Raw genomic sequence first — 11,936 nt, 5'->3', positions numbered from 1 at the left:
GTTTGGCGCTGCCACGGTGAAGTTCCGTTCCAGCAGGCTCGGTGCAATTGGCAAGCTATGTTTGGAATCGGTGGTCACTTTGAATTTCCGTTTCTGCTTGTAGCGTAGCCCCAGTTTCTTGCGAATGCGCTTGATGCGATCTACACCCACTCGGATACCATGGCCGGCAGATCACTTTGACCTGGTCAAGATTCATCTGGAAAGCGCGCTAAAAAACCTTGAATCAAGCCAGGAAACTATGCGCAGCATTACCGGATTGGATTGGATTGGATTGGATTGGATTGGATTGGATTGGATTGGATTATTAATGCTGTTCCTAAGTAGAATTGGAATAAGCACTCTTAGCATATTTTAAACACCGCAGCGACAACGCAAATATTTCTTACAAAGAGAATAGTGCATGTGACTTTTCTCACAGCCAATCACGTTCCGCTCGACTAGACTTGATACCGCAAGTTTATTGGTACTTAGTGAAATTTCTCTGAGCTAAAATTTTAGCTCGACATTTATACATAATTGGAGGAAATAAATGCGGAAAAAGAACATTATAAGATTACAAGCAGTATCGGCTCTGTTTATTATGCTAACAGCGCCTGCATTTGCGAAAGAAGATTCCGACTCTGATAAGTTGCCAAATATGTTCCATTCTGAGAACAGTCATGGCAAAGATGCAACCTACAGTACAGCGGGGTTTATTGATCTTAATAATCCGTTTTTCAAAAGCTTGGGAAGCAATGGCCGCAGTTGTGCTTCCTGCCATCTTCCTTCTCAAGGATGGACGATTACACCCCAAAGCGTCCAGAAGCTCTTCAACGAAACCAAGGGTCTAGATCCGCTTTTCCGGCTGGTTGATGGTGCAAATTCTCCACTTGCGGATGTATCGACGGTTAAAAAACGCCGCGCTGCCTATAGCATGCTCTTGGAAAAAGCAAACATCCGCGTAGGAATTGGCATCCCTGACACCGCAGAATTTGAATTGATTGAAGCCGATGATCCTTATGGATTTGCAAGTGCGACAGAGTTATCGCTATTTCGTCGTCCTATGCCAACCACCAATCTTAAATTTTTAAGTACCATCATGTGGGATGGTCGTGAAACAACCCGGATGTCAGGTTCCACTGACTGCATTTTTGGTACTTCAACTTGTTTCTCTCCCGTGCCTTTTGATTTATCAACCCAGTCCAATCATGCCACATTAGGTCATGCCGAAGCACTTCGAGAATTAACTGGTGCAGAGCGCGAAGCGATCGTGGAGTTTGAATCTGGATTATTTACAGCGCAAATACATGATAACAATGCCGGAAAACTAACGGCAAGAAAAGCAGACGGTGGTCCAAAGAAACTGAAGAAGCAAGAATATCACTTTGGCATAAATGATACTTTGGTTGGAGATTATCAAACGCGCAAACCTTTTGATCCCAATGTAATGTCACTCTATAACAGCTGGGAACGATTTAGCACCAGCAAATCGTCCAATAGCACTAACAACGCACGCGCTGCGATTGCCCGTGGCCAAGCGTTATTTAATACGAAGCCTATCCAGATCGTCGGTGTAAAAGGGATCAATGATGACTTAAGCGTGAGCGTACTTCCAGGCACATGCACGACGTGTCATAACACACCTAATTCGGGTAACCACTCGACACCAATGCCACTAGATATCGGTATCGCTGATGAATCGCGCCGGACACCGGATATGCCACTGTATACGCTAAAAAATAAAACGACTAACGAAATCATTAAAACAACTGATCCTGGTCGTGCTTTGATTACCGGCAAATGGAAAGATATTGGCCGCTTTAAAGGACCTATTTTACGTTCGGTCGCTTCACGGCCCCCCTACTTCCACGATGGTTCTGCTACAGATTTACCAGCCGTGGTTGAGTTTTACAATAATCGCTTTAGCATTGGCCTGACTGAAGTTGAAAAAGCCGATCTCGTAGCATTCTTGGCAGCACTGTAAAACTACCTTTGCTATCTAGTAGAAGAAAAATAGGGCAATTTATTTTAGACCATCAAATAGATTGTCCTAACTTCTCTTGCCATCACAGCCAATTTATTTCAATTGAGTTAACTTAGCATCTCATAGATTTTTGGCATCCTTCCACCGTAGTATGTATTTCTCAAACTCAATGATCAGAAATAGCAATAAACTGACTGCGATAATACGTCCCCAGGCCGCTGCATCCAGAGCAGTCGTACCAAATAGCTGTTGCATCACAGGCAAGTAGGTAAACAGCAATTGTAGTAGCAACAAAAGCCCGACAGCCATTAAAACATAACGATTTTCCAGCAGTCCCCGGCGCGAACACACAGAAGCCATCAAATAGCGGCAATTGAACAAATAGACTATTCCACACATCACCAGTACATTCACAACCACTGTCCGGGCCAGTTCGATACTCGCGCCCTGCATGGTTTCCCAGAAATATAATGTAAAGACACCGCCAATCATCAATAAGGCAACAAAAACAATACGCCACACCAGGAATCCCGACAAAATAGATGCATTAGGGTCATGGGGCGGGCGTGACATGACACCGCTTTCAGGTCGTTCGAATGCAAGCGAAATTGCCAACGTTACAGTCGTCACCATATTGATCCACAAAATCTGCACCGGCGTGATGGGTAGCGCCATCCCTAGAATAATGGCGAGTATCAAAACACCCGCCATACCGCCGCTGGTTGGAAGAATATAAACAACCGTTTTGCGGATGTTGTCGTAGACCGTGCGGCCTTCTTCCACCGCATGTGTAATCGAAGCAAAATTGTCATCCATCAGCACCATTTCAGCTGCTTCTTTTGCCACCTCAGTGCCGTTTTTCCCCATGGCAACGCCGATATCGGCACGCTTTAAGGCTGGTGCATCATTCACACCATCACCTGTCATAGCAACAATTTCACCATTGTCTTGTAACGCCGTAACCAGCCGGAGCTTATGTTCAGGGCTTGCACGTGCAAAAATATCTATTTCTTCGACCACTTTGCGCAGTTGTGCGTCATCCATCTTATCCAGTTCAATTCCGGTTACCGCGTTCTGACCATTACCAATACCTAATCTCGCGCCAATCGCGCAAGCGGTAATACGATGATCCCCGGTAATCATTTTGACGCGAATGCCTGCGGTATGGCATTTGTCTACGGCAACAATGGCTTCCTCACGCGGCGGATCAATAATTCCAACCAGACCCAGCAACGTAAATCCTACTTCCACATCAGAAATCTGCAATATTTGCTGTTTTGTTTTAATCGCACGACTGGCCATAGCCAGTATGCGCTGTCCCGTCGCACTTGCTTCGTGTATTTTGGCGTGCCAGAAATCAAGCTGAATCAGCTGATCTTCTCCTTGGCTACGCTGATGGCTGCACATTGCCAGCACTTCTTCCGGTGCACCTTTGACATATATCAGGCTATTCCCGGCATGATCCTGATGCAACGTCGCCATAAAGCGATGTTCCGATTCAAACGGAATGACATCCGTTCGAGGCAGTGTTTTCCGCTCCATGGCCGGATCCACCGTAGCCTTCATTGCTAAAGTAATGAGTGCAGCTTCTGTCGGATCACCGTGGATGCCCCAGGTACCATCCTGCTGACGCAGTGATGCTTCGTTACACAACATCCCTGCCCGAAACATATCGAGCATATCGGGATAATCAGTAACCGGAATTTCCTTTCCATTCCGGCTAAAACCACCTGTTGGCGCATAACCAACGCCACTAACTTGGAATTGATCATCAGCAGTCATCACGCTCTGCACAGTCATTTCATTACGTGTTAGCGTTCCGGTCTTATCAGTACAGATGACGGTCACCGCACCCAGTGCTTCTACCGCAGGCAGGTGACGAACAATCGCATTACGCCGCGCCATATTCTGCACACCGAGCGCCAAAGTTATCGTCATGATGGCAGGCAATCCCTCTGGAATCGCTGCGATAGCCATACTGATGGCCGCCATAAACATCTCATTGATCGGGTAATCATGCAGCAACAATCCATAAACAAAAATGCCAGTTGCCAGCAGTAAAATTACCAGCGTCAGCCAGCGGCCGAAGATCGTCATTTGCCGCAGCAAAGGCGATGTCAGCTTATCGACTTGCGCGATCATCTGACTGATGCGCCCAATCTCGGTATGTTGAGCAGTAGCAACCACCACGCCCGATCCCTGGCCATAAACCACCAGCGTGCCAGAATATGCCATACAAAACCGATCCCCGATCGCCGTTACTGCTTCGACTGCGTGAATGGATTTCTCGACAGCTTCCGATTCTCCGGTTAACGCTGCCTCTTCGATACGCAGGTTTTTACAGTCGACCAATCGCAAGTCAGCCGGTACCTTGTCGCCGGATTGCAGCACTACGATATCGCCAGGCACCAGTTGATCAGCTGGAATCTGTATCCGCTGACCGTCGCGCTGAACGACCGCGTTAAGCGACAGCATGTGCCGGATAGCATTCAGCGCTTCTTCCGCTTTGCCTTCCTGAACAAAGCCGATGATGGCATTGATGACCACAACACCAAAAATAACGCCACTGTCGACCCAGTGCCCTAGAAAAGCGGTCATGCTGCATGCGGCAAGCAAAATATAAATCAGTACATTATGAAATTGCAACAAAAAGCGAATGACAATGCTTTGTGGCTTGGGCGGCTTCAATCGGTTGGCGCCATACTGTTCAAGACGCAACTTCGCTTCCGTTTGCGATAAACCAGCATGCCCGGTTTTAAACTCTTCCAGCACTTGCTGCGGTGGATAGCTATGCCATAGAGGTGTTTTATCGGGTGCAAAAACTTGTTCATGTGGCATAAGCAGCTCTCTTAAATGGTTGGACAGGCTGTGTTGCGCCTATTTAATAGACCAGAATTGATAGGAATAATTTGTATTTAATTATTCAGTACGGCTACAATGAAAACATTCTTTTCTCACTTAACACAGCAAATGGGGCTTTCTATGAAATACTCTATCATTCTGATGGCACTTGTGGCCATTCTGTTTACCAGCATGACGCAGGCTGCTGGCCGGGTACCGTTTGGCCATCAGGTTATTGCAGTACAAAACTACAACCGCGCTACGGAACAAATTGCCTTATCAGGAATGATTAGCGAGGGCGGTGTGCCAGCATTGGCTGCTACTGGTTTCAAAACCGTTATTGACTTACGCACCAAAAACGAAGGCGTTATGGAGGAGAAAGCATTAGTCGATATTGCCGGTATGATGTATGTCAACATTCCGACGACCGTTGCTGGGATCACTAAAGAACAGGTGGCCGCATTTACCAAAGTGATCGAATCAGCTCAAGCTCCGATACTAATCCATTGCGGATCAGGTAACCGGGCAAGTGCCATGTGGGCTAGCTATCGAATCACCAAAGGTATTGATCCAGAAGTAGCCATTGAGGAGGCCCGTAAAACCGGTTTGCGCCCACCGCTGGAAGAAAAACTTCGTGAAATCATGCTGAACTGAGCTTTAATCTTATCCATCAATCCAGAACAATCTGATAATCATCCACACCGAAACACCCATAGAAACTACAGCAAATCCTTGCTGTAGTTTTGGGCCAGCAAGAAAATTAGCAAAAATTCGCCCAATCAACATACCTGCCAATGCGCCGGCAGAAAAAGGTAACGCAATAGTCCAGTTCATCCCGCCGATCAAGGTTGCAGAAACAACACCTACAGCAGAAATAAGCGCGATAACTGCCAGGGATGTGGCAAGAATAGATTGCATCGAAAGATTGGTCGCTTTCCTTAATGCCGGCACAACGACAAAGCCGCCCCCGACGCCCAACAATCCCGATAAGAACCCGGTTGCAATTCCGGAAAATGCTAATGCCCGGGCACACGGCCAAGTCCATACTAAACGGCCTTGCTCATAGGCTAGCTGGCAAGGTATTGAAGCAGGATGAGATTGAGAGACTGTGATATTTTTCACCGGCTCATCCTGCATCTTACTTTGCCGCAGCATGCTGATCGCAGCATAAAACAAAACCAGTGCAAATAAAAGTGTTAGCGGCGCATTAGGCAATTTCTGCGCCAGCCATATGCCGATGGGTGCAATCACAACACCGGTAATAGCAATAAACCCCGCTGCCCGGTAACGCACTTTTCCTTGCCTATGCGCAATTAACGCGCCGATAACCGAAGACAAACACACGGCGAATAAAGCAATCGGAGCGGCTTCAGCGACAACCAGATGCAATCCGAACATCAGCAACGGGACTGCAATGATCGTGCCGCCAGCACCAGTCAGTGCCAATATAGCGCCAGTAACGGCGCCGAGCAGAGTACTGATCAGCAGAATATCCACATGCTCAGCTTAATTTGCCGGGACGAGCAAGCCATTCCTTGCCTTTTAGCATGCCATTCCAATAGATCCATGGAAAAACTGTCGTTTTAAGAAACCAATAGACCTTTCTCGGCACTGTTGGATCGAATGGAAATGTAGGTAATAATCTTCCACCAAAACCAAATTCAGCCAGTATAACTTTGCCATTTTCCACAGTCAGCGGACAGGCGCCGTAACCGTCATAGATAGTGGTCAATTCCCGGTCTTCTTTTGCTGCCAGAAGATTCTCGGCCACCACAACAATTTGCTTTCTGGCTGCCGCGGCCGTTTTCGTATTCGGAGATGAACAAGCATCTCCCAGTGAAAACACATTCGGGTAATCGGTGTGCTGCAGTGTTTTTTCATTCACTTTGCAGAAACCGCCTGCATCTGCCAGAGGACTATTGCGAAGAAAATCCGGAGCGACTTGTGATGGTGTTACATGCAGCATGTCAAAAGATTTCGCTTCGAGGGTTACCGCTCCATCATTGCCTTTGTTTTCAAAGTAGGCGATCTTTTTATTCCCGTCCACTTTGACCAGATTAGAATTGAATAACAACTTCGCATGGTAGCGTCTGACATACTCCATTAGGGGTGGAACAAAATCAGCCACACCAAATAACACGGCAGTTGCTGTATTAAACTCAACATCCATGCTTTCCAAACATTGAGCGCGCATCCAGTGATCGCAAGAAAGATACATGGCTTTTTGTGGTGCGCCCGCACATTTGATCGGCATTGGCGGCTGGGTAAAAATTGCTTTCCCGGCTTTAAGCTCTTTGACCAAGGACCAGGTATAAGGCGCCAGATCATACTGGTAGTTTGAAGTAACACCGTTCTTACCCAGCGTTTCTTCCAATCCTTCAATCTTTTCCCATGCCAGACGTATACCCGGGCAAACAATTAATTGCCGGTATCCCATCACACGACCATCAAATAAATGCACTCTATTGTGTTCCGGATCAAATCCAGACGCGGCCGCCTGAATCCATTCAGCATTCTTGGGAATAATATCAGCCATCGGTTTCACTGTTTCGGCGATGTCATAAGCGCCGGCTCCCACCAGTGTCCAAGCAGGCTGATAATAATGTTGGCCGCTTGGTTCGATAATCGCGATACGCAGCGTTGACCGCCGTTTAAGCAGGCTTGCAGTGACACCGATACCAGCCGAACCGCCGCCTATGACAACCACATCAAAGGCGTTATCCCAGTTACAAGCTGCCACGACAAATTCCTGCGCTTCTGGGTCGTCTTGATCATTCTGCTTAGTCATTCCATACAAAGCAGTCGCACGCATGCCAGAACCGCAAAATGCCAAAACCGGCTTGGGTAACTCAACCATTAGTTTTTGAAAAGCTTCCGCGCGCTCTGTGGGTATGCTACCCATTCTGATTGGTAAATAGACAAAAGTATATCCAGTAACTTGGCCGTTGCCTCCAGCTCTTCACTGCCCGGCTGATTCTCGCCACCTTCATAATCCGGGCGATTACAAATGATTGATCTGTAACCAGCAGCTGCAATTTCGGTGATATCATCAATACTGATTTGACCGGAAACCGACAGTTTGTGATCAAGCTTGGTAATGTCCAGGCGCATATCCTATTCCTTCATCAATCGATCACAACATCATCGCTGTATAAGCTTACGTTCCTGCCGAAATCCTAACGCAAAATAGCTCTCTGTATCATGATTGATGTTTATTCTTTCAGGTGGATTGATTCTTACAATACAGACTATATAAAGTCTCCATAATTTCAAGGGCTTCCTGACTTGCCACACTATAATATATATATTTACCTTTGCGCTCTGTTGCGACCAGATTCTCTTCACGCAGAACGGTCAGCTGTTGCGAGAGTGTGGGCTGATGAATACCCAGCAATTCTTCAAGTTCACCCACATTCCGGGTTCCCTGACTCAGTTCGCACAAGATGAGCAACCGATCTTCATTAGCCAATATTTTCAGCAAAGCACAAGCAGCAGAAGCAGATGTATGTAGCGCTGCGATATCGTGTAAAACTGAATCTGTTTTCATAAAAAATCACCTAACGTTAGTGCGTAACAAGTTAAAGCCTAAATGATAAATGCATTCGATTGATAATGGTTAAAATTCTAGATTATTTTCATATAATCTGTAAGTAATCTATAAGTAGTTTATCCACGTTCTTGCAGGATTTGGTAAATGCCCATGCCTACTAGCATGGTGGCAAGAAACACCAGTACGTCAATACTTCCTGTGCCAGCCAGCACCACGGCCGGTCCGGGACAAATACCCGCTACTCCCCAACCAACACCAAACACAAGACTTCCCAGAAGCAAGCGGCTATCTATTTTTGTAACAGCAGGTATCTGCATCAATAAACCCAAGTAGCTGTTTGTACGTTTCTTTGCCAGTGCAAAAGCGATAAAACCCACAGCCACAGCACCACCCATAACCCATAGCAGTGAAGAATCCCAGCTACCTGTTATATCAAGGAACGCCAGAACTATGGCAGGATTTACCATACCAGACAAGATAATTCCAAAACCGAAAACAATTCCTGATAGCAATGCCATAAAGTTAATCATTGAATATCCTCCTGATACATGCCATCTAAGCTAGAAAGTAAATACATGCCGTATCAAATAGACTGTCATGAAACCAGCAAACATAAATACTGTTGTCGCTGCAATTGAGCGCGGCGACCGTCTTGATATTCCACAAACACCATGACCACTGGTACAACCAGAACCCAGGCGTGTACCATACCCGACCAAGAAACCTGCCAATGCTAACATCGTATAGCTGGTTTCAATAGCGATCTCTGGCAAAACAAAAAAGAATTTCCAAATAACCACTGATAAAATCAATCCTAAAATAAAAGTGACACGCCAACCGATATCGCCTTTCTGCATTCGATATAATCCACCCACGATGCCCGATATACCTGCGATACGTCCGTTAAGTAGCAATAACAATGCTATTGCGGCACCAATCATCAACCCGCCACCTAACGCATGCCATGGCACTGAATCCAGATTAATATACATTCTCGTTCTCCTACCAAGAAACACAAATCAGTTCATATCAATCTCGTAAATATGTTACCATATGCTATTTTTTATTATATATTATAATATTGAATAATTCTAATTAAATTGGCAGAAAAATAAAATGAAACCAAATATCAATGCATTCTTTGATCCAATAACCTGGACTGTTAGTTATATTGTTTTTGATGAACCAGGCGGCATTTGCGCCATTATTGATCCAGTTCTTGATTACGATCCCAAATCAAGTAGAACAAGTACGCGCTCGGCTGACAAATTGATTGCATTTATTCACGAACACCGCTTATCGGTTGAGTGGATACTTGAAACGCATGCGCACGCAGATCATTTGTCATCCGCAGATTATCTTAAAAATCGATTGGGTGGAAAAACTGGTATTGGCAATAATATTCCTGTCGTACAGGAAACTTTCAAGAAAATTTTTAATCTCGAGGACGCGTTTATTCCCGATGGTCATCATTTTGATCACTTATTTACGGAGGAGGAGCTATTTCAGGTTGGGAAATTAACGGCTAGGGCCATCTCCGTATCCGGTCACACACCCGCTGATACGGCTTATCAATTTGATGATGCCATCTTTGTCGGTGATACGCTTTTCATGCCAGATATTGGTACTGCACGGGCAGATTTTCCAGGTGGCAATGCAAGCCAGTTATTCAAGTCCATCCAAAAATTACTGGCATTTCCGCCGGAGACAAGATTATTTATGTGCCATGATTATCCACCTACCAATCGCGCTGCTGCGTGGCAAAGTACAGTCGCACAGCAACGTCTCCATAACATTCATGTACACGATGGCATCAATGAAAATAAGTTTGTAGCAATGCGCAACAAACGCGATGCGACTTTAGAAATGCCCAATTTGCTGTTACCCTCGATACAGGTAAATATCAGAGCTGGAAAATTACCACCGGTTGAAACAAACGGAATTGCATATTTCAAAATACCGGTTAACTTAATTTAATCTGTTTCAAGAAAACCAGCTCCAGAGGAAAACTGACATTTCAATATAGCCAGGCTCAGACCTGTACTTTGACAAAATTCCCATGCTGCTGATCAAATTTCACGGCAATAAAGCGTGTTCCAACAGAAATCCCCCCGCCTTCATTGCGTTTATGCGTTACTTCAGCCACCGCCTGAAAATTAGGCGCATCGATTTTTATAATATCATTTGGATCAAGCATCACCTCGGTTAAGAAGCGAATTCCTGTGGGTGACAAATCCTGAAATATGCCTTGACAAGGCCTACCCGGCCAAAATAAGTAAAATACAAACTCACCCCTGATATTGATCCGCATCATTGTCCGGCGCGATGTTTCAAAATTATCATGCTGCAAAACAAGCAGTGGGCTTGCGCACTCCAGACAGCTTTCACTTTGATAGATATTCGCTTGTGGCACATACGGCGTCTTACAGAAGGAACAGTAATGTGTAATCACTGCCCGATACGACTCTATAGCAAACTGCGGCGTACTTTTAACTTGGACTGGAAGCCCGGGTAGATTAGTATTTTGATGGGCAGATTTCCCGGCAGCATGAAATAACCTACCAGCAAAAATGGCATCATACTGCTTGCGCGCGTCAGGATTAGAAAGAACACGGTAAGCCTCATCAAGTAATGCAGTTTCTGGCGATGAATTCTTCCTTAGTGCCTGATAACTTGACGTAATCGTAGTAATAGGCGCATCAGGCTGAACCTGAAGAATTCGATAATAGTTACGTTGATTCAGCTGTGCAGTTCGTTCGTTCTTCTGTTTATCTATTTTTGCTTCGAAACTTGTATTCGAACCAAATGCTCCCTGACTGAGCGTTTTAATATGATGACGCCTCAGCAAATCAAGATCATAAGCAGCTCGCTTAAGCGGATCTCGCAGCGTGTTATAGGCAATATTGAGCAAGTTCTCGTTCAAATCTGGACCAGCGAGATTCGGATAATTTTTAAGTTTCTGCAGTAATACCCGGTAACTTTCCTTGATCACCGTCATCGACGCATCCGGTTGGACATGAAGAATTCGATAGAAATTACGGCGTTCGATCATGCGTATTGAAAATTCAAAACGGTTAGTTTATCAGTGCATGGATGCAGCATTCTTTCCTCATGTATCTCAATAGCTTGCAATGGGAAAAAGCACGCACAGTATACACATATTACACATATCAAACACCATCTCCAATCAGCAGTGTCCGGTTAAGAGTTTAACAAATTTAGTTGGTTAGCGGCGCCACACTGTTCTGGAATGTAAGCAGCGCCTCGTAAGGCTTGTTGCAACTGGTTTTTCTCAAAAACAAGAGACCAATAAAATCTGTAGCAAAGTGTAGAGCGAGGCATCAATTTGAAGCTCCTTTTTGATAATAGCGACCAGCATGTAATTAGTCGACCCTAAAAAACTGCATCAATCGCTCTTTTGGATCAGCCGTATCAAAAGACGGCGTGTTAATAAAGACAAAATCAAGCGATTCGATCTTTTCTCATCGAAGAATTTAAGAAATCCGCATTTCCCGCCATGGAAGAAAGAGCCAAACAATGGTCAATAGCCATTGTTTTATATTCCAGGCGGCAGCAGCCATC

Annotated in this window: 11 protein-coding genes and 2 pseudogenes; 3 read left to right on the top strand and 10 right to left on the bottom strand. The window is 45.4% G+C overall.

The window, feature by feature from the left end; all coding sequences use genetic code 11:
* Positions 1-168: pseudogene (locus ACH10T_RS08805) on the bottom strand (IS3 family transposase); the annotation flags it as partial.
* A 361-nt stretch (positions 169-529) separates the two neighbouring features.
* On the opposite strand from ACH10T_RS08805, the gene ACH10T_RS08800 reads away from it, so the two are divergent.
* Positions 530-1,963: a hypothetical protein gene (locus ACH10T_RS08800; protein WP_394808925.1), complete on the top strand. Its 1,434-nt coding sequence runs from the start codon at positions 530-532 to the stop codon at positions 1,961-1,963.
* Positions 1,964-2,083: 120 nt separating this feature from the next.
* Here the strand turns inward: ACH10T_RS08800 and ACH10T_RS08795 are convergent, their stop codons facing one another.
* Positions 2,084-4,801 (bottom strand): cation-transporting P-type ATPase, encoded by a 2,718-nt coding sequence (locus ACH10T_RS08795; protein WP_394808924.1) that lies wholly within the window; start codon positions 4,799-4,801, stop codon positions 2,084-2,086.
* A gap of 144 nt (positions 4,802-4,945) precedes the next feature.
* On the opposite strand from ACH10T_RS08795, the gene ACH10T_RS08790 reads away from it, so the two are divergent.
* The gene (locus ACH10T_RS08790) at positions 4,946-5,458 is read left to right on the top strand and encodes a beta-lactamase hydrolase domain-containing protein (RefSeq protein WP_394808923.1); all 513 of its coding nucleotides are present in this window, start codon (positions 4,946-4,948) and stop codon (positions 5,456-5,458) included.
* A gap of 9 nt (positions 5,459-5,467) precedes the next feature.
* Here the strand turns inward: ACH10T_RS08790 and ACH10T_RS08785 are convergent, their stop codons facing one another.
* The 6 genes from ACH10T_RS08785 to ACH10T_RS08760 form a co-directional block, all read right to left on the bottom strand.
* Positions 5,468-6,301: a sulfite exporter TauE/SafE family protein gene (locus ACH10T_RS08785; RefSeq protein WP_394808922.1), complete on the bottom strand. Its 834-nt coding sequence runs from the start codon at positions 6,299-6,301 to the stop codon at positions 5,468-5,470.
* A 4-nt stretch (positions 6,302-6,305) separates the two neighbouring features.
* Positions 6,306-7,706 carry an FAD-dependent oxidoreductase gene (locus tag ACH10T_RS08780; protein ID WP_394808921.1) on the bottom strand — a complete coding sequence of 467 codons (1,401 nt, stop codon included), beginning with the start codon at positions 7,704-7,706 and terminating at the stop codon, positions 6,306-6,308.
* Positions 7,661-7,915: a beta-lactamase hydrolase domain-containing protein gene (locus ACH10T_RS08775; protein ID WP_394808920.1), complete on the bottom strand. Its 255-nt coding sequence runs from the start codon at positions 7,913-7,915 to the stop codon at positions 7,661-7,663. Before ACH10T_RS08775 ends, ACH10T_RS08780 begins: the two co-directional genes overlap by 46 nt.
* A 109-nt stretch (positions 7,916-8,024) precedes the next feature.
* Complete coding sequence (locus tag ACH10T_RS08770) at positions 8,025-8,351, bottom strand: ArsR/SmtB family transcription factor (RefSeq protein ID WP_394808919.1); 327 nt, start codon at positions 8,349-8,351, stop codon at positions 8,025-8,027.
* A gap of 119 nt (positions 8,352-8,470) precedes the next feature.
* Positions 8,471-8,884: a DUF6691 family protein gene (locus ACH10T_RS08765; RefSeq protein WP_394808918.1), complete on the bottom strand. Its 414-nt coding sequence runs from the start codon at positions 8,882-8,884 to the stop codon at positions 8,471-8,473.
* A 30-nt stretch (positions 8,885-8,914) separates the two neighbouring features.
* The gene (locus ACH10T_RS08760; RefSeq protein WP_394808917.1) at positions 8,915-9,346 is read right to left on the bottom strand and encodes a YeeE/YedE family protein; all 432 of its coding nucleotides are present in this window, start codon (positions 9,344-9,346) and stop codon (positions 8,915-8,917) included.
* A 124-nt stretch (positions 9,347-9,470) separates the two neighbouring features.
* Between ACH10T_RS08760 and ACH10T_RS08755 the strand changes: the two genes are divergently transcribed.
* Entirely contained in the window at positions 9,471-10,331 is an 861-nt protein-coding gene (locus ACH10T_RS08755; protein WP_394808916.1) for an MBL fold metallo-hydrolase, read from the top strand.
* 55 nt (positions 10,332-10,386) lie between these two features.
* Here ACH10T_RS08755 and ACH10T_RS08750 read toward each other — a convergent pair whose 3' ends face one another.
* Positions 10,387-11,406 carry a DnaJ domain-containing protein gene (locus ACH10T_RS08750; protein WP_394808915.1) on the bottom strand — a complete coding sequence of 340 codons (1,020 nt, stop codon included), beginning with the start codon at positions 11,404-11,406 and terminating at the stop codon, positions 10,387-10,389.
* 149 nt (positions 11,407-11,555) lie between these two features.
* Positions 11,556-11,736: pseudogene (locus ACH10T_RS08745) on the bottom strand (IS4 family transposase); the annotation flags it as partial.
* Between the last annotated feature and the right edge of the window lie 200 nt (positions 11,737-11,936).

Source organism: Nitrosomonas sp. (assembly GCF_043753625.1).
Taxonomy (GTDB): domain Bacteria; phylum Pseudomonadota; class Gammaproteobacteria; order Burkholderiales; family Nitrosomonadaceae; genus Nitrosomonas.
Note: the sequence above shows the minus strand (reverse complement) of the source record. Positions and strands in the feature narration are given on the sequence as shown.